Annotated in this window: 22 protein-coding genes and 1 pseudogene; 17 read left to right on the forward strand and 6 right to left on the reverse strand. The window is 61.9% G+C overall.

Going from position 1 to position 22,222, the window contains the following annotated elements; genetic code table 11:
- Positions 1–75: 75 nt before the first annotated feature.
- Complete coding sequence (locus AC244Q_RS24185; RefSeq protein WP_487764155.1) at positions 76–894, forward strand: sugar phosphate isomerase/epimerase family protein; 819 nt, start codon at positions 76–78, stop codon at positions 892–894.
- A gap of 92 nt (positions 895–986) precedes the next feature.
- Here AC244Q_RS24185 and AC244Q_RS24190 read toward each other — a convergent pair whose 3' ends face one another.
- Positions 987–1,748: a DeoR/GlpR family DNA-binding transcription regulator gene (locus tag AC244Q_RS24190; protein ID WP_012755536.1), complete on the reverse strand. Its 762-nt coding sequence runs from the start codon at positions 1,746–1,748 to the stop codon at positions 987–989.
- A gap of 256 nt (positions 1,749–2,004) precedes the next feature.
- On the opposite strand from AC244Q_RS24190, the gene AC244Q_RS24195 reads away from it, so the two are divergent.
- The 10 genes and pseudogenes from AC244Q_RS24195 (at position 2,005) to AC244Q_RS24240 (ending at position 11,308) form a co-directional block, all read left to right on the forward strand.
- Positions 2,005–2,805, forward strand: coding sequence for a beta/alpha barrel domain-containing protein (locus AC244Q_RS24195; protein WP_003562561.1), 801 nt, complete (start codon positions 2,005–2,007; stop codon positions 2,803–2,805).
- Positions 2,806–2,808: 3 nt separating this feature from the next.
- Positions 2,809–3,750 (forward strand): PfkB family carbohydrate kinase, encoded by a 942-nt coding sequence (locus tag AC244Q_RS24200; RefSeq protein WP_128407821.1) that lies wholly within the window; start codon positions 2,809–2,811, stop codon positions 3,748–3,750.
- A 340-nt stretch (positions 3,751–4,090) separates the two neighbouring features.
- The gene (locus AC244Q_RS24205; RefSeq protein WP_012755539.1) at positions 4,091–5,236 is read left to right on the forward strand and encodes an ABC transporter ATP-binding protein; all 1,146 of its coding nucleotides are present in this window, start codon (positions 4,091–4,093) and stop codon (positions 5,234–5,236) included.
- 134 nt (positions 5,237–5,370) lie between these two features.
- Positions 5,371–6,447, forward strand: coding sequence for a Gfo/Idh/MocA family protein (locus tag AC244Q_RS24210; RefSeq protein ID WP_128407820.1), 1,077 nt, complete (start codon positions 5,371–5,373; stop codon positions 6,445–6,447).
- Positions 6,447–7,292: a sugar phosphate isomerase/epimerase family protein gene (locus AC244Q_RS24215; protein ID WP_003562554.1), complete on the forward strand. Its 846-nt coding sequence runs from the start codon at positions 6,447–6,449 to the stop codon at positions 7,290–7,292. The genes AC244Q_RS24210 and AC244Q_RS24215 overlap by 1 nt, the downstream gene beginning before the upstream one ends.
- Complete coding sequence (locus tag AC244Q_RS24220) at positions 7,289–8,098, forward strand: alpha/beta fold hydrolase (protein WP_128407819.1); 810 nt, start codon at positions 7,289–7,291, stop codon at positions 8,096–8,098. Before AC244Q_RS24215 ends, AC244Q_RS24220 begins: the two co-directional genes overlap by 4 nt.
- Before the next feature lie 4 nt (positions 8,099–8,102).
- Entirely contained in the window at positions 8,103–8,804 is a 702-nt protein-coding gene (locus AC244Q_RS24225) for a ribulose-phosphate 3-epimerase (protein WP_012755542.1), read from the forward strand.
- A gap of 14 nt (positions 8,805–8,818) precedes the next feature.
- Positions 8,819–9,784 carry an ROK family protein gene (locus AC244Q_RS24230; RefSeq protein ID WP_128407824.1) on the forward strand — a complete coding sequence of 322 codons (966 nt, stop codon included), beginning with the start codon at positions 8,819–8,821 and terminating at the stop codon, positions 9,782–9,784.
- Positions 9,785–9,946: 162 nt separating this feature from the next.
- Positions 9,947–10,108 (forward strand): annotated as a pseudogene (locus tag AC244Q_RS24235) (ThuA domain-containing protein); the annotation flags it as partial.
- A gap of 162 nt (positions 10,109–10,270) precedes the next feature.
- Positions 10,271–11,308: a Gfo/Idh/MocA family protein gene (locus AC244Q_RS24240; protein WP_012755544.1), complete on the forward strand. Its 1,038-nt coding sequence runs from the start codon at positions 10,271–10,273 to the stop codon at positions 11,306–11,308.
- Positions 11,309–11,440: 132 nt separating this feature from the next.
- On the opposite strand, the gene AC244Q_RS24245 is transcribed toward AC244Q_RS24240, so the two are convergent.
- From AC244Q_RS24245 to AC244Q_RS24265, 5 genes are all read right to left on the reverse strand, one after another.
- On the reverse strand, positions 11,441–11,836 hold the full coding sequence (locus tag AC244Q_RS24245; RefSeq protein ID WP_012755545.1) for a DUF4112 domain-containing protein: 396 nt from the start codon (positions 11,834–11,836) through the stop codon (positions 11,441–11,443).
- 171 nt (positions 11,837–12,007) lie between these two features.
- Complete coding sequence (locus AC244Q_RS24250) at positions 12,008–13,081, reverse strand: alcohol dehydrogenase family protein (protein ID WP_128407818.1); 1,074 nt, start codon at positions 13,079–13,081, stop codon at positions 12,008–12,010.
- Positions 13,082–13,095: 14 nt separating this feature from the next.
- Positions 13,096–14,475, reverse strand: a complete 1,380-nt coding sequence (locus AC244Q_RS24255; protein WP_128407817.1) for an aspartate aminotransferase family protein — start codon at positions 14,473–14,475, stop codon at positions 13,096–13,098.
- Between the two features lie 43 nt (positions 14,476–14,518).
- Complete coding sequence (locus AC244Q_RS24260) at positions 14,519–16,015, reverse strand: NAD-dependent succinate-semialdehyde dehydrogenase (RefSeq protein WP_128407816.1); 1,497 nt, start codon at positions 16,013–16,015, stop codon at positions 14,519–14,521.
- A 120-nt stretch (positions 16,016–16,135) separates the two neighbouring features.
- Positions 16,136–16,633 carry an Lrp/AsnC family transcriptional regulator gene (locus tag AC244Q_RS24265; RefSeq protein ID WP_012755549.1) on the reverse strand — a complete coding sequence of 166 codons (498 nt, stop codon included), beginning with the start codon at positions 16,631–16,633 and terminating at the stop codon, positions 16,136–16,138.
- A 101-nt stretch (positions 16,634–16,734) separates the two neighbouring features.
- On the opposite strand from AC244Q_RS24265, the gene ehuR reads away from it, so the two are divergent.
- The 6 genes from ehuR (at position 16,735) to eutA (ending at position 22,218) form a co-directional block, all read left to right on the forward strand.
- Positions 16,735–18,120 (forward strand): MocR-like ectoine utilization transcription factor EhuR, encoded by a 1,386-nt coding sequence (ehuR, locus tag AC244Q_RS24270; protein ID WP_128407815.1) that lies wholly within the window; start codon positions 16,735–16,737, stop codon positions 18,118–18,120.
- 122 nt (positions 18,121–18,242) lie between these two features.
- A complete protein-coding gene (gene ehuA, locus AC244Q_RS24275; RefSeq protein WP_017996258.1) occupies positions 18,243–19,028 on the forward strand; it encodes an ectoine/hydroxyectoine ABC transporter ATP-binding protein EhuA in 786 nt (261 codons plus the stop codon).
- 55 nt (positions 19,029–19,083) lie between these two features.
- On the forward strand, positions 19,084–19,932 hold the full coding sequence (ehuB, locus tag AC244Q_RS24280) for an ectoine/hydroxyectoine ABC transporter substrate-binding protein EhuB (protein WP_012755552.1): 849 nt from the start codon (positions 19,084–19,086) through the stop codon (positions 19,930–19,932).
- 180 nt (positions 19,933–20,112) lie between these two features.
- A complete protein-coding gene (ehuC, locus tag AC244Q_RS24285; RefSeq protein WP_128407814.1) occupies positions 20,113–20,772 on the forward strand; it encodes an ectoine/hydroxyectoine ABC transporter permease subunit EhuC in 660 nt (219 codons plus the stop codon).
- 4 nt (positions 20,773–20,776) lie between these two features.
- Positions 20,777–21,436: an ectoine/hydroxyectoine ABC transporter permease subunit EhuD gene (gene ehuD, locus AC244Q_RS24290; RefSeq protein WP_012755553.1), complete on the forward strand. Its 660-nt coding sequence runs from the start codon at positions 20,777–20,779 to the stop codon at positions 21,434–21,436.
- A gap of 2 nt (positions 21,437–21,438) precedes the next feature.
- On the forward strand, positions 21,439–22,218 hold the full coding sequence (eutA, locus tag AC244Q_RS24295; RefSeq protein ID WP_128407813.1) for an ectoine utilization protein EutA: 780 nt from the start codon (positions 21,439–21,441) through the stop codon (positions 22,216–22,218).
- Positions 22,219–22,222 lie beyond the last annotated feature (4 nt).

A 22,222-nucleotide genomic window follows, 5' to 3' on the forward strand; every position in this document is an offset into this window, starting at 1 on the left:
CCCCTGAGGATTGCCCGCGGGGAAGCCGCCGGCTCCGGTATCGGCTGTCATCAACGAATAGGTCAGGACCGCGATATGAAAAATGCTGAGCTGCAGATCGGCTGTCAAACATTCACCTGGGAGATGCTGGGGACAGTTTGGAGCGGCGGTCCGGACGATCTGGTGCGCGCCATTGCCGACGGCGGATATGCCGGTATCGAAATCACCGATACGATGATCGGTCACTACGCGCTCAAGCCTGCCGACTTTGCCCGCACCCTGGCGGATGCCGGTTTGGCGCTGGTTTCCTTTGCCTTCGGCTCCGCCAGCGGCTTCACGGTGGCGGAAAAGATTGCCTCCGATCTCGACACGGCGCGGCGATGGGTCGATTTCGCGGCGAATTTTCCCGGCGCGATGATATCGATGGGATCGGCGACGGTCGTCTCGGATGGTCCGCGCGATGAGAAATTCGCGATTGCGGCCGAGTGCTACAATCGTGCGACCGAGATCGGACAGTCGGCTGGCGTCGCTGTAGCTGTCCATCCTTCCTCGCACCACAACACGCTGCTGTTCACGCGGAACGACTATGATCAACTGTTTGCTCTCTTGGATCCACAGGTGGGTTGGGTGCCGGATACCGGTCATATCCTGCGTGGCGGCCAGCAGATCGGCGATACGCTGGCGGCCCACCGGGACCGGATCCGTTACGTGCATCTGAAGGATGTCGACGCCGGCGGGACCTGGGCGATGCTGGGCGAAGGCGTCTGCGACGTGCCTGCCGTGGTTTCGACCGTTCGGGATGCGCCGAACCTTATCGGCTGGATCGTGGTGGAAGAAGAATCGGACCATGCCGAAACCGATCCTGCCGCCGCCGTTCGAGCGAACCGCGAGACGCTTCGACGTCTGGGGTTTTAGCCCATCTCGTATTCCGTGGCGTCGGCCAAAGCTATCCGTCGATGCCAGAGCCTCTCCTGTCTCTCTTGTAAATTGGAGCGGTGGACTGGAGGTCACGCGTAGCGAACCTCCACGCCCAGCTTGTCGAGCCTGTGGCGAATGCTGTGCGGCATGTTGCTGTCCGTGATGATCAAGTCGACGCGCGACAGCGAGAAGGCTTTGGAGGAGGCGCCGACGTCAAATTTGCTCGAATCCGCCACGAGGACGACACGCCGCGCCATGCGAACCAGGTTGCGCTTGGTCCGTGCCACGTCCTCGGAGACATCGACGACATCGAAGGCCTGATCGATCGCGTGGGCGCCGACAAAAGCCTGGTGGGCGACGAGGCCGCCGACCGCCTTGTCGGAGTCCTGTACGATCGTGCTCACGGTGCTGGGAAACACGCGGCCGCCGATCATGTGCACGTCGAGCCCTGGCCGGTACATCAGATGCTGGGCGATGTTCATTGCCGTTGTCGCAACCACGACGTTGTTGACTGGTGGCATCTGCATGGCGACCTGCAGCAGCGTCGAGCCGCTGTCGAAGACGATCGACTGGTTATCGATGATCTGTCTCGCAGCCATCTGGGCGATGCGTCGCTTCGCATCGAAATTGCGTTGCATGCGTTCCTCGAAGGCTGCTGCCGGAGAGTCGGACGGCAGGGCGATTGCCCCGCCATGCGTTTTGATTAGCTGCTTCTTGGCGTCCATGATTTCGAGATCGGAGCGGATCGTCACTTCCGAGACCTCGAAGAATTCCGCGAGCTGGCGGGTGCGTGCCTGGCCGACCCGTTGAAGTTCCAGCATGATCTGCTGCCGCCTCTGTTCTGCAAGCATATGTGATCCCGACTGCTGTTATGCGACACTGCGACTTTTGAAAAACGAAAGCTCGCTGTTTCATCCTACGGCTTCTGCTGTTGAAATAGCCGTTCAGCCACGAAAATGCACGTCAAAAATTCATCATTCATGTAAAAACGAAAGAAATCGAAATATTGAATGTTTGTTTGTTTTCGAGTTAGGGTTTTTCCAGCATCGGCGCCGGCAATCGCAAGCCTGCAATCACAAAGTCGGCAATCACAAAGGAAGTCTTGCCATGGGTCTCGGAACCAAAATCCGCCTCGCACGCCTGTTCTCGAACCCATCGGGTCACTTGTTCGGAGGCGCCGTCGATCATTTTGTCGGTTATGGCAATGTGCGTGAGGGCGGGCTTGCCGACCTGCCGGGTGCGCTCAGACGCGTCATGGCGGGAGGCCCCGACTACATCAGCATCCAGCCTGGCGCGGCGCGCCACCTCTGGTCGGAATACGCCGGAAAGGCAGCGCTCGTCATTCAGGGCGGTTGCTTCACCGCCGACGACCGTATTCGCCAGCTCATTGCGACCCCGGAGGACGCGGTGCGTTATGGTGCGGACGCTCTGGCTGTCGCCATTCCCGTGCGCGGCGCCACCGAAGGAGAGTATATCCGCTGGCTCACCGATACGGTCAACGCCGCCGCCCGCTTCGAGATGCCGGTCGTCGCCCACGTCTATCCCCGCGATTTCTCCGACGGCGGCAAGATCGTGTTCACCCCGGATGAAATCGCTTACGCCGTGCGCATCGGCTTCGAGGCCGGCGTCGACGTGATCAAGGTCGGCTACACCGGCGATTTCGAGTCCTTCCGCGAGACCGTTGCGACTTGCCCGATTCCGGTCGTGATCGCCGGCGGCCCGAAGACCGATACGCTGCTCGGGGCGCTCGTCCAGACGTCGGAAGCACTGCGCGCTGGAGCCAAAGGCGCGGTCGTCGGTCGCAACCTCTGGGGTCACGGCGATACGACCATGGCCGCACGCGCCTTCAAGTTCGTCATTCATAAGGGGATGACGCCGGAGGATGCACTGGCGGCGGCCGGTGCTTGAGACGTGTCGCGCCCTTTCCAGGTTCTGGGCTTCGGCGCCCTGGCAATCGATGACATCATCTATGTCGATCGGGGGCTGACGGCCGGCAAGGGGAAGGTGACGAAGCGCGCCACGGACCATGGCGGCAACGTGGCGACGGCCCTTGTTGCCGTCGCCCGGCTCGGCGGGCGGGCCGGCTTCATCGGCTGGCTCGGCAATGAGACAACGGCCGACGTGGCGGGCAGCGAGCTCGAGCGGGACGGTGTCGATATATCGCTGGCTCCCCGCCACGCGGATGCCGCGCCGATCCGCTCCGTGATCACGGTCGGTCCCGACGGCGACCGGTTCATCGCTTATGACGACGATGTGCTGCACGGCACGTCGGATGCGCTGCCCGATGATGTTCTGATGCAAGCCCCGGTACTGTTGATCGATGGTTATGCCACACACTCGGAAAACGTTGTGGCGCGCGCACGCGCCATGGGCCTTGCCGTGATTGCCGATATCGAATGGACGGTCGGCGCCGCGACCGACCGGATCCTGGCTCTTGCCGATCATCTGGTGCTGCCGATTGCCTTCGGGCGGGAGTACACCGGCGAGGGTGATCCAACGATGATCCTGGACAAGCTCTGGTCGGGGGATCGGTCCGCGGTTGTCCTGACTGATGGCGAACGAGGGACCTACCTCCGACAGAGAGGCGATGCCACCCGCTGGCATGTGCCGGCCTATCAAGTTCAGGCGGTCGACACGACCGGCGCCGGGGATTGTTTTCACGGTGCCTACGCCCTTGCTCTCGCAGAGGGTAAGAGCCCGCTTGATTGCACTGCCTATGCCGCGGCGGCGGCCGCCATTTCCGTGACCGCACGGGGAGGGCGCAGAGGCCTGCCGGATCACCTTATGTGCCTGGCATGGATGGCGGCGGAGAATGCGCCTGTGCCGATGCCGATGCCGGGATGCCAAAAATGAGCGCGGGCGGCGATGGGTGCCGGCACCGATCGACTGACCGAGCAGAGCCTCACGGCTGGCGTGTCATTGAATCACTTTGAGCGATCTCTCAACAGCGGCAAGTTCGATCATAAAAGTTACGCGCGATAAAAAATATAATTCCGCAGTTTATTTTTAATTTCTGGTAAAATAATGATACGTTTCAAATAGATATTAAGAGCGGCTGGTAATCTGCGGCGAAATATCATCGATTCTTTGGTTGACTTTGAAGCTCAGGCCTGAGCTTTCTTGTCAAAAGGATCGGACACGGCGGGGAGCGCCGTCTGAAGATATGATCCGGACTGGTACGGGAGGACGAGACGTGGCTGTGGTTGTACTCGACAAAATCTGCAAGACCTATGGAAACAGCTACCATGCGATCAAGGATCTGAGCCTGACGATCCATGATGGCGAGTTTCTGATTCTGGTCGGGCCGTCCGGATGCGGAAAATCGACCGCTCTGCGCATGATTGCCGGGCTCGAGGAAATCAGCAGCGGAACATTGAGCATCGGCGGCCAGGACGTCGTGGATCTCGCGCCCAAGGACCGGGACATTGCCATGGTCTTTCAGAGCTATGCGCTTTATCCGCACATGACCGTCTTCGATAACATTGCCTTTTCGATGAAGCTGGCCGGAAAGAACAAGGCCGAACGCACCAAACGTGTCCACGAAATCGCCAAGATCCTGCAGCTGGAGCCCTTGCTGGGCAACAAGCCCGCGCAGCTTTCCGGCGGCCAGCGCCAGCGTGTTGCGATGGGCCGCGCCATGGTCCGCGAGCCCGCGGCATTCCTCATGGACGAACCGCTCTCGAACCTCGATGCGAAGCTGCGTGTTCAGATGCGGGCAGAGATCGCCAGCCTGCAGAGACAGCTGGGCGTGACGACGATCTATGTGACGCACGACCAGACTGAAGCGCTGACCATGGGCGATCGGGTCGCGGTGCTGAAGGGCGGCGTGCTGCAGCAGGTGGATACGCCCAAGGCTCTGTATCACCGCCCGGTCAATGCATTTGTCGCCGGCTTTATCGGTTCGCCGTCGATGAACCTTTTCGAAGGGCGTCTGGCGGGCGGACGGATCCATCTGCCGGGCTTCTCCATCCCCTTGTCCGGCGGCGCCTTCGAGCGCTCTCCCGGTCTATCCGCTTTCGAGGGAAAGGATGTGATCTTTGGGGTCAGGCCCGAGGACCTCTACGACAGCCGGTTGCCATCTGGCGCCTCCCATCCGACGATCCCGGTTGTCGTGAAATCGATCGAGGAGCTTGGCTCCGAGTTGATCGTGCATTTGAAGATCGACGCGGTCCGCATCGACTCGGGCGACCCCGATGCCGTCGAGGACCTGAGCGGGGCCGCCAATGCCGTCGCGCGGTTCGAAGCGGTCAGCGCGGTCGAGACAGGCCAATCGATCGACCTGGCCATCGACCCGGCGAAACTGCACTTTTTCCACCCTCAAACGCATATGGCGCTGTGACGTGACGAGGGAGAGCCGCAGGCGCTGCTGGCAGTCCGGCCACAAGCCGTTGTCGACGTTCGATGTCTTGAAAGCATTCCATCCGACGCCGAAACCAGCGTTCATCTTCAGTATCCGACTTAAAGGGCTTATCGATGCCAGCAAAACAGGAACGACGTCTCCGCATCGGCGTATTGGGAGCGGGCCAGATTGCCCAGGCCGCGCATTTCGAGAGCTGCACCAAGGCAGCCAATGCCGACCTTTATGCAATTTGCGATGTTGCCGAAGATCTCCGCGAACGTATGGCCATCACCCATGGGGCGGAAAAAACCTATGACGACTACGACAAGATGCTGGCCGATCCCGACCTCGATGCCGTGGTCATCGCGACCGCCGACGCCTTTCACGTGCCTGCTTCCATTCGCGCCCTTCAGGCAGGCAAGCATGTGCTGTGCGAAAAACCCGTCGGTGTCACCGTCGAGGAATGCCTTGAACTGAAGGCTGTGGTCGACACGTCGGGAAAGGTGTTTCAGGTCGGGCATATGAAGCGTTTCGACGCGGGGCTGCAGGCTGCCAAGTCCTTCATCCGCGATGAAATGGGCGAGATGGTCGCTCTGAAAGCATGGTATTGCGACAGCACGCACCGCTATCCGATGACCGATGCGGTTCAGCCCCTGATCGTCACCAGCGCCAATGCGAAGAAACCCTCCGCCAATCCGAAGGCCGACCTGCGGCGCTACTATATGCTTGCCCATGGTTGCCATCTGATCGACACGGCCCGTTATTTCGCCGGCGACATCGTTTCCGTCAACGCTCGTCTGTCCGAGCGAGCCGGTATCTGGTGCTGGTTCGTGGACGTGGAATTTGCCTCCGGCACACTCGGCCATCTCGATCTCACCGTCCAGGTGCGCATGGACTGGCACGAAGGCTTCCAGATCTATGGCAAGAACGGCAGCATTTTGGGCAAGACCTATAACCCGTGGTACTACAAGAGCAGTGAGGTCGACATTTTCCGGGAAGCGGACGGCGCCACACACCGTGTTCTCGGTGCCGACGGCCATTTCTACCGCCGCCAGGTCGAAGGCTTCGCCCGCACCATTCTGGATGGCGCGGTGATGGAAGGGGCCGATATCGATGATGGCCTGGCATCCGTCCGGGCCATGGTTGCCGTCGCGCGTTCCGCCGAAAGCGGCAAGGCGGTTGCGCTGTCCGACGTCACGGGTGGCGTGTGATGAAGCTCGGCATCTTCGCAAAGACCTTCGAGGGAACGGAACCCGTAACCGTTCTCAACTCGGTCGCTGGCGCCGGGTTCAGTTGCGCACAATACAATATGGCCTGCTCGGGCCTTGCGCCGATGCCGGAGATCATCACGGAAGCCCAGGCCCGCGCAGTCGGCGAAGCGGCGCGTAGCAGCGGCGTCGAGATCGTTGCCGTTTCCGGCACCTTCAACATGATTCATCCGGATCTCGCCGTGCGCGAGGCCGGCCTTCGCAAACTGGCGACCCTGGCCGAGCGCTGCGCCGGCATGTCGACCACCTTGATCACGCTCTGCACCGGCACACGCGACCCCATCGACCAGTGGAAGGCGCATGCCGACAACGACACGCCGGAGGCCTGGCGGGATCTCCTCGAGGCGATGGGCGCGGCCATCGAGATCGCCGAGCGTTACGATGTCGATCTCGGCGTCGAGCCCGAGCTTGCCAATGTCGTCAACTCGGCTGAGAAAGCCCATCGGCTGATTACGGCACTGAAGAGCCCCCGCATCAAGATCGTGCTCGATCCAGCCAATCTCTTCGAGGTCGCGACGCTCGATGAGCAGCGGAACATTGTCTCTTCCGCCATCGACCTTCTGGCCGATCGGATCGTCATGGCACATGCGAAAGATCGCAATCCGGACGGTAGTTTCGCGACCGCCGGCAAGGGTGTGCTCGACTACGCGCATTATCTCGGCCGTCTCAAGGCGATCGGCTTCGAGGGCAGTCTCGTCACACATGGCCTTTCGGCTTCGGAGGCGGCCGGTGCGGCGAGTTTCCTGAAGAGCAGTCTCGGCGGCGAAGCTGTGGGGGCAGGAAGATGAGACGGGCTGAACCGTTCGAAACCAGCGACGGGACCATTCTCAATGTCGATATGGCGGGCGAGGGCGCGTCCATAATCTTCCAGCATGGCTTATGCGGCGACGCGGCGCAGACCGACGAAGCCTTTCCGCTCGAAGCGGGTTTTCGCCGGGTAACGATCGAAGCACGCGGCCACGGCCATTCCCAAACCGGCAATCCGGAGCAGCTGTCGATCGCGACCTTCTGCGATGATATCGCCGCCTATATCGAAAAGAACCTTATGCCGCCGATCGTGATCGGCGGCATCTCGATGGGCGCGGCGATCGCCCTGCGTCTCGCGGTCAAGCGGCCCGATCTTGTCAAGGCTCTGATCATAGCAAGGCCGGCCTGGCTGACGGCATCCGCGCCGGAGAATATGGCACCCAACGCCGAAGTCGGGCGGCTTCTGAAAACTCTGCCACTGGGCGAAGCAAAGACCGCATTCCTTGCCGGGCCGGTGGGCGTGCGGCTCGCCGCCGAGGCGCCGGACAATCTGGCCTCGCTTGCCGGTTTTTTCTCCCGCACGCCTTTGGATGTGACCGCCGAACTGCTCACCAGGATTTCCAATGATGGTCCTGATGTGACCGACGAGGAGGTCGGCAATCTCACCGTACCGACGCTGGTTATCGGCCATGATCGGGACAGCATTCATCCTCTCAGCCATGCGCGTGCTCTTGTCGAGCGGATTGCCGGCGCGCGCTTCGTGCAGATCACGCCGAAGACTGAGAGCCGTCCGCAATACGTCGCCGACTTCCGGCTTGCCATGGGCCATTTTCTGAAGGAGCTCTGAAACAATGACGACCCCCTCCAAGACCTGGATCGCCGATCTTCCGAAGGATCGCCTGATTGCCGAATTCTCGGTCTGGTCGGCCGATCTCGTGCATCTGGCGGATGATCTGGCGCGTGTCGATCCTCACGTCGACATCCTCCACATCGATGTCGCCGATGGCCATTTCGCGCCGGCCATGTTGTTTTTCCCCGATCTTGTTGCCGGCGTGCGCAAAGTGTCCGCGCGCCCGATCCATGTTCACCTGATGGTCGCCGACAGCATCCTCCTGTCGCAGATCGAGCAGTTCGCCGATGCGGGCAGCGACCTGATCAGTCTTCATGTCGAAAACGAAAGCGTCGCTGTCGAGGCTCTCGATCTTCTCGATCGCCGCGGTGTCGCTGCCGGCATGGTGCTCAAGGTCGACACCCCCGTCGAACGGGTCGAGAGATATGCTTCCCGGCTGCGCTTTGTGACGCTGCTCGGCACGGCGATTGGCGTGAAGGGCCAGGGCCTCGACGAAAAGGCTGGTGCGCGGCTTCAGCAGGCAAAGCAGATCATCGCCGGTTGCGGTGCGGCGCATCGAATCGTGCTGGCGGCCGACGGCGGTATTCGCGAGCACACCGTGCCGCTTCTGCGCCAGTCGGGTGCGGAAACGGTGGTCCTCGGTTCCCTGGCTTTCAATGCGCCATCGCTAGACGAGCGGATGGCATGGGTGCGCGCACTCTAACTCATGGTCTTCACATGCAGCAGGTTGCCATTGGAATCGACCTCGGTGGGACGCAGGTGCGCGCTGCCCTCGTCGACGAGCAGGGCAGGATTCTGGCGCGCGCAGCCGAACCGACGGATGCGTTGGCGGGCCCCGACCGCGTGCTCGCCCAAATCTGCGGCCTGACCGACGGACTGCTTGCAGCATCGAACCCCGCTTCGGTGGTGGGCGTCGGCGTATCCGCTCCGGGCCCGCTCGATACGGTCGCCGGTGTCGCCTCGAATATCCCGACCCTCTCCGGCTTTGTCGACTTTCCGCTGAAGGCGGAGTTGCAGAAGCGGTTTCCGTTTCCGGTCGACCTCGAGAATGATGCGATTGCCGCTGCCATCGGTGAGTGGCAGTTCGGAGCCGGCAAGGGGCTCGACAATTTGGTGTATGTCACCGTGAGCACTGGCATTGGCGGTGGCGTTGTGTCGGATGGTCGCGTCGTGCGCGGCCGCAAGGGCATGGCAGCCCATGTTGGGCACATGTCGGTCGTGCCGAACGGAGAGCTTTGCCCCTGCGGCAACAGGGGTTGTTTCGAGGCCTACGGATCCGGAACGGCATTTGCGCGCCGCGCCCAAATCAGGGCTGTGGAATCCAGCGCGACGACAATAGGCAGCGATGGCGGCGCCATCGATAGCCGCAGCGTTTTTGCAGCAGCAAGAAATGGCGATCGTCTCGCAAATCAACTGATTGACGAGGAAGCGGAAATTCTCGGTCGCGGCTTCACCAGCCTGATCCATATCTTCAGTCCCGATATCATCGTGATGGGAGGCGGTCTTTCCCACGAGTTCGACCGACTGCAACCCGGCATTCAAGGCTACATCACGCAATGGGCAATGCCGTCATTCAAGGATGTCAGGGTAATGCTGGCGGCGTTGGACCAGAACTCGGGCCTCGTCGGCGCAGCTGCTCTGGCGTTTCTGACCGGAAAGGTCCCGGCGGTCGATCAGATTTAGAAAAGCAGGCCGATCCTGCGTGCTGTAAACGCAATGACGCAAGGCCCCTCGAGACACGGGAACGGTTTGTGCGACGGGCAGGGTCGAAATGGGCGCAGCCAAGACAATCGTCAACGTCCCTTTCCGTATCGAGAGGTTGCTCTCCGTCAGGGCGGCGAGGCGATACTTAAGGTGCTGATCAACGGCGTCACGTGGGCCTATAATCCCGAGGGGTCGTTGACTGGTATCACCGATGCTCCAAATGTGCCTGTAGAAAAAGCACTGGAGCCGATCGTCGAACGCGGCCCGAGACTGCACCAGGCCGGCGAAGCCGGTTACCGCTGAGGAACTGAAACACCGTCCTTGGGCGGGACGCCACGCATGCGGTCCGCCTGGCAAAACGCTGTGCTGACAGTCGTCGCTCTCCATTTGGCAAGACCATCTGGCGCTTGTGAAAGACGACGGTTCTGGCGCTAATGATTTCGATAAACGACCATGAGGACAAAAATGCGCTTGATCATTCTCGGAACCGGAGGATGGGCAAACACCCATGCCATGAATTTTTCCGAAATCGCCGACGTAAAAATTGTTGCTGCTGTTGATACGGACGAGGTCCGGCTACGGGCCTTCGCGCTAAGGCATGGTATCCCACTTACCTTCACGTCGCTTGATGACGCTCTTGCCTGGGGAGAGTTTGACGCCGTGACCAATGTCACGCCGGATCGCGCGCATTATTCCACGACAATGAAGATACTCGGCGCCGGCAAGCATGTCCTCTGCGAGAAGCCGCTGGCGGTTAACTACCGCGAAGCCAAGGAGATGGCCGACGCTGCCGCTGCGTCCGGCAAGGTCACGATGGTAAACCTTACCTATCGTAATGTAGCGCCGCTGCAAGCAGCGCGTAAGATGGTGTTGGACGGCCGCCTCGGCGCGATCCGCCACTTCGAAGCATCCTATCTCCAGAGCTGGCTGGTCTCAAAGGCGTGGGGCGACTGGACCAAGGAATCGCAATGGCTTTGGCGGCTGTCGACAAAGCACGGCTCCAATGGCGTGCTGGGCGATGTCGGTATCCATATTCTCGACTTCGCGGTTTTTGCCGCCGGAAGTGACGTCAAGGCGGCCGCATCGCATCTTAAGGTGTTCGACAAGAGCCCCGGAAATCGGATCGGCGAGTATGATCTCGACGCCAACGACAGTTTCCTGATGATGGCTGAACTCGAAAACGGTGCCGCTGGCGTCATCCACGCAACGCGCTGGGCAACCGGCCATCTGAACGAATTGCGCCTGCGCCTGCATGGAGACAAGGGCGCGCTGGAGGTGGTGCATACGCCTGAAGGTTCGACGCTCAGGGCCTGTGAAGGTCCCGATGCCGACAAGGCAATCTGGCGTAAGATCGACGTCGAACCGGTTATCACTAATTTCCAGCGCTTTGCAAACGCCGTGCAAAAGGGGCAGCTGGATGAGCCTGGTTTTGGCCACGCAGCCAAGCTGCAATTCGTTCTTGACCACGCAGTGAAGACGGCCGGCGCTCTGATCGAACTTTAAGCAAAGGTGCTCCAGTTCAGTGCCACCTCGGCAGGTTGCTCGTCGTCTTAAGGCCAGGGTACCGGTTGCGCGGCCTCGTTGGAGCCGGCGCCGACAGCCTCGTATAAATTCCTCAAAGGGACGTCGGCTTGCTCAGATGCGCCGGTTCAACTCGTCTTCGCTGATCCCAAAGTGGTCGAGAATGATGCCGACGTTTCGGCGATGAGACTTGAAATAGACGTCGAAGATATCGCCGAGCAACGGAACCGTCCCGCCGGCGGCGTCGATCCCGAGATTGACGGCCATGCGTGCGAGCTTTTGGGTGGGAATGCCGAGGCGTCTTGCCTCATCGATGATGAAAAGACCGATCAGGGATCCGGCAATGTCTCCGACGGCCGGGATAAGGCCGAGAATCGAGTCTGCACCGATCCGCACGCCGATGACAGGCAATCTGACCGCGGTATCCATCAGGCGCGCTATGGCGACGGCGCGCCGAATTCTTCCAAGTTCGATGGAGGTCAGATGTTTGGTGCTGGCGGAGGCTGGCATCAGCGACCTATTGGCGCGAACGAACGTTCCGCCTCCTCCAGTGAGGGCGCGGCAAGAATGTCGTCGCATTGCTGCGAAATAGTCCGACGCAGCGAAAGCCCGGTGCCATCATCAGTTCCCATGGCCGTGAAACGCTGCAAACCCGATAAGGTTCGCCCGCTAAAGCAAGGATCATCTCGCGTCGGGGACCACGACCAATTTGCCCACAAAGTTCTTCGCCATGAAATCGGTCTGCGCGCGGTGGAATTCCGATAGTGGATAGACGCCGCCGACGAGAGGCCGGATTTTCCGGCTTTCGATATAGCCGACGATCCGACGAAAGTCGGCGCGGCTTCCCTGGCTCGACCCGTGCAGCTCCAGCTGCTTCAGATACATGGTCCGCAAATCGAGCTGGACGACCGGGCCGGCGATGGCGCCGGCTGTCGTGTAACGGCCTTCGGGGCGCAGGATCTTCAGGAGGTCGTTGAACAGCGGTCCGCCGACGAGATCGGCGACGACATCGATCGGCTGGCCACGGCTGGCGGCATGGACGGCTTCGACCACATCGCCCTTGCCGCGGGTCACGACCGCCTCGGCGCCGATATCGAGCATCGCCGCCTCCTTGCCAGGACCTGCGACCGCGATCGGGATGGCGCCGCGGGCGCGCGCCAGCTGGATGATCGCCGAGCCGACGCCGCCCGAGGCGCCTGTCACGAGAACGCGTTCACCGGCGACAAGCCTTGCCCGTTCCAGCATGCGCTCGCCGGTCAGATAGGCGCAGCAGAAGGTGGCGAGTTCGACGTCGGTCAGATCGGTTGCGACGACATGGGCGTTCTCGGCCGGCAGTGCCATGTATTCGGCATAACCGCCGTCGCGGCCATGGCCCATGTAATCGATATCGGCGAGGCTGTCGTCGTCGCGGTTATAGATCGAGAAGTCGACCATGACGCGTTCGCCGACGCGCGCCGGATTAACGCCGGCGCCGACCGCGACGATATGGCCGACCGTATCGGTGCCCTGAATGCGCGGGAATGTCAGCGTATTGCCTTGCCTGCGCCACGTGGAGACGGCCGACGGATCGTCCTCGGTGCCATAGGCGCCTTGGCGGACCCAGACGTCGGTATTGTTCATGCCGCAGGCCGTGACGCGGATCAGAACCTCGCCGTCCGCAGGTCTCGGGACGGGCACGTCCATGCTATAGACGAGCTTGTCCAAACTGCCATGGCCAGTGAGCAATACGGCCGCCATCTTTTCCGGGATCGTCATACCACTCTTCTCCCTCAGATGTTCTTGAAGACGGTTTCGATCGTGTCCGCCGCGGCCTTGACCACGATGTCGGCCTCCTCGCGTGTCAGGCAGAGCGGCGGGGCGAAGCCGAGGATGTCGCCCTGCGGCATGGCGCGGCCGATGACGCCGCGTTCGAGGAGGGCGGAGGCGACCTGCGGGCCGATCTTGCGGCCGGCATCGAAGAACGTGCGGTCGTCCTTGTCCTCGACGAATTCGACGGCCGCCATCAGCCCGTCGCCGCGGACTTCGCCGACGTTTCGGTGGCCGCCGACGGCCTTTGCGAGTTCCGAGCGGAAATAGGCGCCGGTCGCGCCGGCATTCTCGACGATGCCGAGTTCATCGATCAATTCGAGATTGGCAATGCCTGCGGCAGCACAGATCGGATGGGCGGAATAGGTCCAGCCGTGACCGATTGCGCCCAGCTGGTCGGAACCCTGTACCAGGACTTGCCACATCTTGTTCGAAACGATCGTGCCGGAAAGGGGAGCGTAGGCCGAGGTCAGGCCCTTGGCGATGGTGATCAGGTCCGGCTTCATGCCGTAATGATCCGAGCCGAACATCGTGCCGAGACGGCCGAAGCCGGTGACGACTTCATCGGCGACGAGCAGGATGTCATATTTGTCGAGCACGGCCTGGATCTTCTGCCAGTAGGCGTTCGGCGGCGGCACGATGCCGCCGGTGCCGAGGATGGGTTCGCCGATGAAGGCGGCGATCGTTTCCGGGCCTTCGGCGATGATCATCTCCTCGAGCTTGTCGGCGCAATATTGCGAGAACTGCCCCTCGCTCATAGACCGGTCGGGGCGGCGGAAATAATAGGGTGCTTCGGTGTGCAGCACCGGCGCCCGCGGCAGATCGAAAGCGGTGTGAAAGAGGGCAAGGCCCGTGAGGCTGCCGGTCATGACGCCGGAGCCGTGATAACCGCGCCAGCGCGAGATGATCTTCTTCTTTTCCGGACGGCCGAGGATGTTGTTGTAGTACCAGATGAGCTTGATGTTGGTCTCGTTGGCATCCGAGCCGGAGAGGCCGAAATAGACGCGGCTCATGCCGGCGGGGGCGCGGTCGATGATCATCTTCGACAGCGTAATCGAAGCTTCCGTGCCGTGGCCGACATAGGCATGGTAATAGGCGAGGTTCTTCGCCTGTTCGGCGATCGCATCGGCGATCTTCTGGCGGCCGTAGCCGACATTGACGCAATAGAGGCCGGCAAAGGCGTCGAGGCTTTTGCGTCCTGTCGTGTCGGTGATGTAGACGCCTTCGCCGCCGGCGACGACACGGGTCGACGTCTCGCCGCGGGCATGGCCGCCCATATGGGTCGAGGGATGGAAGAAGTGATCGCGGTCCCAGGCGGTGAGTTCGTTGCTTCTGTCGAGCATGTCGTAGCCTCTTTCTTGAAATGGGGTCTCGCTTGAATTGGGGTCAGGCGGCCGTGTCGATGCAGAGATATTTGAGCTCGGTGAAGGCCTCGAGCCCATGGCGTGATCCCTCGCGGCCGAGGCCGGACTGCTTCCAGCCGCCGAAGGGGATGGGAGAGCCGGTGATCTTCACGCGGTTGACCGCCACCATGCCGTATTCCAGCGCGCGGCCGAGCCGCATCTGGCGGGCACCGTTCTCCGTGACGATATAGGCGACAAGGCCGTATTCGGTATCGTTGGCGCGGGCGATAACCTCGTCTTCCGTGTCGAAGGCGGTCATGGCCGCCACAGGCCCAAAAGTCTCCTCGCGCATGATCAGCGCATCCGTCGGCACATCGGTCAGCAGCGTCGGCTCATAGAAAAGCCGGCCGGCCTTGTGACGCTTGCCGCCGGCGACGAGCCGCGCGCCGCGCGCCAGCGCGTCGGCGACCTGTTCCTCGACCTTGGCGACGGCGCGTTCATGCATCAGCGGGCCGATCTCGGCGCCATCCTCGAGCCCCGGACCGACCTTCAGTTCGGCTATGCGGTCTGCGAAGGCCTTGACGAAGCCATTGGCGATCCGGCGCTGGACGAAGATCCGGTTGGCGGCAAGGCAATCCTGGCCTGATGTGGCAAACTTGGCGTTGACGGCGATCTCGACCGCCTTTGAGATGTCGGCGTCATCGAAGATGATCAGCGGGGCGTGGCCGCCGAGTTCCATCACCAATTGCTTCAGGGTGGGCGCGCATTGGGCGGCGATCAGCCGTCCGATCCCGGTAGAGCCGGTGAAGCTCATGGCCCGCACGCGATTGTCGGCGCACATCCGTCCGACGATCGTTGCGGCATTGCCGGTGACCACGTTGAAGACGCCGGCGGGAATGCCGGCCCGCTCGCCGAGCTCGGCAAGCGCCAGTGCCGAAAGCGGCGTCTCGGAGGAGGGGTGGGCGACGACCGTGCAGCCGGCGGCCAGCGCCGCGGCAGCCTTTCGGGTGAGCATCGCAGAGGGGAAATTCCAGGGCGTGACGATGCCGACGACGCCGAGCGCCTCGCGCCGGACGATCATTTCCGCGCCGGGCAAATGGCTGGTGACGCTCTCGGCGTTCAGCCGTTTGCCTTCCTCGGCGTACCATTCGACGAAGGAGGCGGCGTAATCGATCTCGCCACGCGATTCCGCAAGCGGCTTGCCCTGTTCGAGCGTCATGATCAGCGCCAGATCCTCCTTGGCAGCCAGCATTAGCTCAAACCATTTCCGCAGGATCGCCGCGCGGCTCTGCGGCAGCATTGCGCGCCAGCCGGCGAAAGCTTCCGACGCCGCATCGATCGCCACCGCCGTCTCATCGGCGCCAAGGCTTGCAACCCAGGCCAGCGTCGCCGAAGAGGCGGGATCCGTAACCTCGAAACTTTTCCCTGATTTGCCGGCGATCCACCGGCCGCCGACATAGGCCAGATCGCGCAGGAGATGACGGTCGGCGAGCCGCGACAGCGCGTCATGATAGGCGGGGCGGGCAAAAACGGCGGTCATGTCCATTCTCCTCGTGGCGGTTGACGTCAGTCTTCCACGGGAGCGGGCGAGAGATTGTCTGTTGGCTGATGCAAAAAGAGAGAGATGGTCTAAAGGATGGCGGCCTGACAGAGAGATTGTCTACGACGCGGCCTGTTCCTCGCCGGTGGCAGTGAAGGACGAGACCGGAAGGACTGTGTCCTCCTTGACCGTCTTGGTGACGATGTAGGTGAAGTAGCGGTCGATGCCGAGTTCGCGGTCGAGAAGCCCGTCGACCAGCCGCTGATAGGCATCGATATCGGGCGCGATGATTTTCAGGATGTAATCGACGCCGCCGCCGACAGACCAGCAGGCGACGATCTCCGGGATTGCGCTGATGGCCCGCTCGAAGCGCTCGAAATCCGCCTGGCGATGGTTGGCGAGCGTCACTTCCATCATCACGCTGGCGACCGGCGCAATGCGCCGCGGCGCGATGCGTGCGTGATAGCCGGTGATGATCCCGGCCTTTTCGAGCTTGCGCAGCCGCATCCAGCACGGCGTCGGCGACAGCCCGGCCTTTTCGGCCAGCGCCAGTTTGGTGATGCGGCCGTCGCGCTGGACGGCGTCGAGAATGCGCAGGTCGATGGCGTCGAGCTTCATGGTGCTTTCTTTAGAAAGAAATCATTTCAAACGCAGGGAAAAGACAATGGGAGCGCATTTTGGCATTGTCAATTGAACTGATTTTCAGCAGTGTTGAAATCATGACAAAGTGGCGCCCCGATCCCTCGCAACTCCGCCGGCCGGCCTATCTCTCTCTTGCCGAGCAGATCGCAAACGCGATCACCGACGGCAAGCTCTCCGACGGCACACAATTGCCGCCGCATCGCAAGATGGCGGACGATCTGCATCTTTCCGTGCAGACGGTCAGCCGCGCCTATGACGAGCTGATCCGCCGGGGGCTGATATCAGGCGAGATCGGACGCGGCAGCTTCGTCCAGACCAGGCCGCGCGAGCCGGAGCCGCCCTATCTGCCGGAACGGCTGGGCGAGGTGATCGATCTGTCGATCCTGAAACCGGTCTGCGAGCAGATCCATTTGGAAAGGCTGCGGCAGGCCTTCGGCTGGCTTTCGGAAAACCTGCCCTCCAGCTCGGCCCTTTCGTTCAGGCCGAACATGGTGTTTCCGCGCCACCGCGCCGTCGCCACGGAATGGCTGGCGCGCTGCGGGCTGGAGATATCGCCGCTGAACATCAGCGTGACGAACGGTGCGACATCGGGCATGACCGTGGCGTTGATGAGCGTTGCCCCGCCCGGCTCGACGGTTGCGACCGAAGCCATCAGCCATCATACGCTCGTTCCGCTCTCGACCTATCTCGGTCTGCATCTGGAAGGGTTGGCGATCGACGAGGAGGGTATGATCCCCGAGGCGCTGGACGAAGCCTGCCGGAAGGGACCGATCCGGGCGATTTTCCTGCAGCCCTCGGTGATCAATCCGATGGCGGCGCTGATGAGCGCGGAACGCAGACAGGCGCTCGCCACTGTCGCCGCCAAACATGATATCGCGATCATCGAAAACGATATTCTCGGCCCGATGGTCGAGAATCGTGCGCCGCCGATGGCCGCGTTTGCGCCGGAGCGGACACTCTACGTTACGAGCTTCACGAAAATTACCGTTCCTGGTTTGCGGATCGGCTATCTCACCGCGCCTGACCGCTATGTCGCCGCCGTCGCCAACCGGCATCTCGTCTCCAACTGGATGGCGACGCCTGCCATGGCCGAGATCGCCACCCGCTGGGTCAGCGACGGCACGGCGATGGAACTGGTCAACTGGCAGCGCCGCGCCCTTTTGAGCCGGCATGCGATCGCGGCGGAGATGCTGGCCGGCCAGCCATACCGGGCGCATCCGCAAAGCCTGCACGTCTGGCTGCCGCTCTCCGGCAACCATACCGAAGACGGGTTCGTATCGCAGGCAAGGCTGCGCGGCGTGGCGATCGCGCCCGGCAAATCGTTCCACACCACCGATCAGGGCTGGACGCCGGCCGTGCGCATCTCGCTCGGTTCGACGACCGAAAGCGAGCTGCGGACCGGGCTCGGCATCGTCGCCTCATTGGCGCAGGGAAATCCGCAAGAGCTGCTGCTCGCGATCTGATGCAAATGCCTTGCGTTTGAGCATATGCAGAATAATTGTCATGATATTATTTTACGAATTGACATGATTTTGATGGGCCGTCATCGTTAGGACATTGCTTGTCTCAACAGGGAGAGACATGAATGCTTCCGCCGATCATCCGCATTGACAACATCGTCAAGAAATACGGCCCGCTGACCGTGCTCGACGGCCTGTCGATGAATGTCATGCCGGGCGAGAAGCTGGCGCTGATCGGGCCATCCGGCTCCGGCAAGACGACGATCCTGCGTATTCTGATGACGTTGGAGACGATCAGCGGCGGCCATATCGAAGTCGACGGCGAACAGCTCTACCATATGCCTGGTAGCAGTGGGCTGGTGCCGGCCGACGAACGGCACCTGCATCGGATGCGCGAAAAGATCGGCATGGTCTTTCAGCATTTCAATCTGTTCCCGCACAAATGCGTGCTCGACAACGTGACGCTGGCGCCGATGCTGACCAAGGGCATCAAGCGGCCCGTGGCGGAAAAACGGGCGATGGAGCTTCTCGACATGGTCGGCTTGGCCGACAAGGCTAAAAGTGTCCCGGCGCAGCTTTCCGGCGGGCAAAAGCAGCGCGTCGCCATTGCTAGGGCGCTGGCGCTATCGCCGAAGATCATGCTGTTCGACGAGGTGACCTCGGCGCTTGACCCGGAACTGGTCGAGGAGGTGCTGAACGTCATGCGGCGGCTCGCGTCCGAGACCGACATGACCATGCTTCTCGTCACGCATGAAATGGGCTTCGCCCATGATTTCGCCGACCGTGTGCTGTTCTTCGATCGCGGCAAAATCGTCGAGGAAGGCAAGCCGGGCGACATCTTTCGCAATCCGAAACAGGAGAGAACGCAGACCTTCCTGCGCAAGATCATTGCGGCGGGGCACCGCGTCTGACCTCAGACATTGCCCGCAAGAACAAACTCAAGGAAAATCAGAGGAGTTGGGAACGATGAAAACACGATATCTTTTGAGCGCCGCCAGCCTGTCAGTGCTTCTGATCACGGCGGCTTCGCCTGCCTCCGCCGCCGATGACAAGCTCGAGCAGTTGAAGGAGCAAGGCTTTGCGCGTATCGCCATCGCCAACGAGCCGCCGTTCACCGCCGTCGGCGCCGACGGCAAGGTTTCCGGCGCGGCCCCCGATGTGGCGCGCGCAATATTCGAAAAGCTGGGCGTCAAGGAAGTGGTCGCCTCGATCTCGGAATATGGCGCAATGATCCCCGGCCTGCAGGCCGGCCGCCACGACGCGATCACCGCAGGCCTCTTCATGAAGCCCGAGCGCTGCAACGCCGTCGCCTATTCCGAACCGATCCTTTGCGACGCCGAAGCTTTCGCGCTCAAGAAGGGCAACCCGCTGAAGCTGACGAGCTACAAGGACATCGCCGACAATCCGGACGCCAAGATCGGCGCGCCGGGCGGCGGTACCGAGGAGAAGCTGGCGCTTGAGGCCGGCGTGCCGCGCGATCGCGTCATCGTCGTTCCGGATGGCCAGAGCGGCATCAAGATGCTGCAGGACGGCCGCATCGACGTCTACTCGCTGCCGGTTCTGTCGATCCACGATCTGATGGCCAAGGCGAACGATCCGAACCTCGAGACCGTCGCACCCGTCGTCAATGCGCCGGTCTATTGCGATGGCGCGGCCTTCCGCAAGCAGGACGTTGCGCTCCGCGACGCCTTCGATGTCGAGCTGAAGAAGCTGAAGGAATCCGGCGAATTCGCCAAGATCATCGAGCCCTACGGTTTCTCGGCCAAGGCGGCGATGTCGACGAGCCGCGAAAAGCTTTGCGCCGCGGCGAAGTAACAAGGGGTTAGCAGCCGGCCATGTCATGGACATGGCCGGATTGTCCCCGAACGATCTTCCAAAGCGCGTCGCGATCTTTCAGATTGGCACCTCGCGCTTTAGGTCCTTGTTTTTACGCATGTCGTTCTCGCAAAAGCGCTGCACAGTTTTGCGCGACATGCTCGAAGAAGTGAGTTGCCGATGTCGGTATGGTCCGGCTATCTGACACTGATCCTTGAGGGCGCCCTGGTGACGCTCGAACTGACGATCATGGGATCTGCGCTGGCGCTGGTGATGGCCTTCCTGGCGGGCCTCGGCCGGTTGTCGCGCTTCTTCGCCGTGCGCGCGTTGGCGACGGCCTATATCGAGTTCTTCCGCGGCACCTCGATCTTCGTCCAGCTCTTCTGGGTCTATTTCGTACTGCCTTTCGCGGGCTTGACCCTGACGCCGCTGCAGGCGGGCGTGTTGGCGCTCGGGCTGAATGTCGGCGCCTATGCGGCGGAAGTGGTGCGCGGCGCCGTCAAGGCCGTCGGGCGCGAACAGTCGGAAGCCTGCATCGCGCTCAACCTTTCGCGATACCAGCGCATGCGCCACGTCATCCTGCCGCAGGCGCTGCCGCTGATGCTGCCGACCTTCTGCAACAATGCGATCGAACTCTTGAAGGGCACGGCCGTCGTGTCGCTGATCTCGCTGACCGATATGACGTTCCAGGCGCAGGTAGTGCGGGCCCAAACCGGCAACACGCTGGTGCCCTTCGCGACGATCCTCATCCTCTATTTTCTCACGGCCTCGGCGATCTCCGCGACGATGCGCTGGCTGGAGCGACGGATGGCGCGCAGCCTCGACGGCATAAGGACCTGATCAGATGGAATGGGATTGGGACTTCGTCTGGCAGATCATGCCGACCCTTCTCGAAGGGTTCAAGATCACTCTTCTCGCGACCATCCTCGGCGCTGCCGTCGCCATGATCGTCGGCCTGGGGCTCGCCATTGCGCGACGCTCACCGGTCGCCGGCATTTCCAGGACGGTCGCTTTCGTCTCGGAATTCATCCGCGGCACGCCATTGCTGGTGCAGCTCTACTTCATCTTCTACGTGCTGCCGGATATCGGCATTCGGCTGGCGCCGCTGGTCGCCGGCGTCATCGGCATGGGCATTCACTATGCGACCTATACCGCCGAGGTCTATCGCGCCGGCATCGAGAACGTGCCGCGCGGCCAATGGGAGGCGGCCAAGGCCACCAATTTGACGACGCGCCAGGCCTGGATCCACGTGATCCTGCCGCAGGCGATCCCGCCGATGATCCCGGCGCTCGCCAATTATTTCATCGCCATGTTCAAGGAAACGCCGCTGCTTTCGGCGATCACCGTGCTCGAACTCATGAACCAGGCAAAGAGCATCGCCAACAGCAACTACCGCTACATCGAGCCGATGACGCTGGTCGGTGTCTTCTTCCTCGTCATCAGCCTGATCTCGGTCGTGGGATTACGCTGGCTCGAAGAACGCTACGCCAGGATGGATGACTGACCATGACCGCAGAGATCGAGATCATCCCGGCCGGCCGGCTGCCGCGGCTGGAGGACCGGCCGCTGGAAAAGCGCATCGGCCTGGTCATCCTCGCGACGGACCATACAACGGAAGTCGACTTCCAGCGTATGGTCGCCAGCGATCGCCTCGGCGTCTATGTCAGCCGCATCCACTATGCCAATCCTGTCACGCCGGAAAACCTCTTGAAGATGCAGCCGTCGCTGACGGAAGGCGCGGCACTGATCCTGCCGGGCGAGGCGCTCGATGCCATCGTCTATTCCTGCACCTCCGCCTCGGTGGTGATCGGCGACCGGAACATCGAGGCGGCGATCCATGCGGCCAAACCCGGCGTTCCCGTCGTGACGCCGACGGCTGCCGCCGTAACCGGCCTGAAGGCGCTGGGCGCCAGGCGGATTTCGGTGCTGACGCCCTATACGATCGAGACCAGCCGGCCGATGGCGGATTATTTCGCGGAGCTTGGCTTTGCTATCGACCGCTTCACCTGTCTCGGCCTGACCGATGATCGCGAGATGGCGCGGATCGCGCCGGACGAGATCCTTGCCTTCGCACGCCAGGCGCTGGCGCCGCAGTCGGACGCGCTGTTTATTTCCTGTACGGCCGTGCGGGCAGCAGAGGTCGCGGCCCGGATCGAGGCTGAAGTCGGCAAGCCGGTGGTCACTAGCAATCTCGCGACCGCCTGGGCTTGCCTGCGGCTTTGCGGCGATGATCGGGCGCGGCCCGAACTCGGTCAATTGATGACCAAGCCCTATCGGGAAGGCTGAGATC

The organism is Rhizobium sp. CB2179 (genome assembly GCF_057653455.1).

Excerpts from the sequence above, each read along its gene's own strand:
- AC244Q_RS24210 (WP_128407820.1), top strand. The coding sequence starts at position 5,371 with ATGCCAGCAAAACAGGAACGACGTCTCCGCATCGGCGTATTGGGAGCG.
- ehuA (WP_017996258.1), top strand. The coding sequence starts at position 18,243 with ATGCTTCCGCCGATCATCCGCATTGACAACATCGTCAAGAAATACGGC.
- AC244Q_RS24185 (WP_487764155.1), top strand. The coding sequence starts at position 76 with ATGAAAAATGCTGAGCTGCAGATCGGCTGTCAAACATTCACCTGGGAG.
- AC244Q_RS24265 (WP_012755549.1), bottom strand. The coding sequence starts at position 16,633 with ATGAAGCTCGACGCCATCGACCTGCGCATTCTCGACGCCGTCCAGCGC.
- ehuB (WP_012755552.1), top strand. The coding sequence starts at position 19,084 with ATGAAAACACGATATCTTTTGAGCGCCGCCAGCCTGTCAGTGCTTCTG.
- AC244Q_RS24230 (WP_128407824.1), top strand. The coding sequence starts at position 8,819 with ATGCAGCAGGTTGCCATTGGAATCGACCTCGGTGGGACGCAGGTGCGC.
- AC244Q_RS24225 (WP_012755542.1), top strand. The coding sequence starts at position 8,103 with ATGACGACCCCCTCCAAGACCTGGATCGCCGATCTTCCGAAGGATCGC.
- AC244Q_RS24245 (WP_012755545.1), bottom strand. The coding sequence starts at position 11,836 with ATGCCAGCCTCCGCCAGCACCAAACATCTGACCTCCATCGAACTTGGA.
- AC244Q_RS24240 (WP_012755544.1), top strand. The coding sequence starts at position 10,271 with ATGCGCTTGATCATTCTCGGAACCGGAGGATGGGCAAACACCCATGCC.
- eutA (WP_128407813.1), top strand. The coding sequence starts at position 21,439 with ATGACCGCAGAGATCGAGATCATCCCGGCCGGCCGGCTGCCGCGGCTG.
- AC244Q_RS24195 (WP_003562561.1), top strand. The coding sequence starts at position 2,005 with ATGGGTCTCGGAACCAAAATCCGCCTCGCACGCCTGTTCTCGAACCCA.
- AC244Q_RS24190 (WP_012755536.1), bottom strand. The coding sequence starts at position 1,748 with ATGCTTGCAGAACAGAGGCGGCAGCAGATCATGCTGGAACTTCAACGG.
- AC244Q_RS24220 (WP_128407819.1), top strand. The coding sequence starts at position 7,289 with ATGAGACGGGCTGAACCGTTCGAAACCAGCGACGGGACCATTCTCAAT.
- ehuR (WP_128407815.1), top strand. The coding sequence starts at position 16,735 with ATGACAAAGTGGCGCCCCGATCCCTCGCAACTCCGCCGGCCGGCCTAT.
- AC244Q_RS24255 (WP_128407817.1), bottom strand. The coding sequence starts at position 14,475 with ATGCTCGACAGAAGCAACGAACTCACCGCCTGGGACCGCGATCACTTC.
- ehuD (WP_012755553.1), top strand. The coding sequence starts at position 20,777 with ATGGAATGGGATTGGGACTTCGTCTGGCAGATCATGCCGACCCTTCTC.
- ehuC (WP_128407814.1), top strand. The coding sequence starts at position 20,113 with ATGTCGGTATGGTCCGGCTATCTGACACTGATCCTTGAGGGCGCCCTG.
- AC244Q_RS24215 (WP_003562554.1), top strand. The coding sequence starts at position 6,447 with ATGAAGCTCGGCATCTTCGCAAAGACCTTCGAGGGAACGGAACCCGTA.
- AC244Q_RS24260 (WP_128407816.1), bottom strand. The coding sequence starts at position 16,015 with ATGACCGCCGTTTTTGCCCGCCCCGCCTATCATGACGCGCTGTCGCGG.
- AC244Q_RS24250 (WP_128407818.1), bottom strand. The coding sequence starts at position 13,081 with ATGACGATCCCGGAAAAGATGGCGGCCGTATTGCTCACTGGCCATGGC.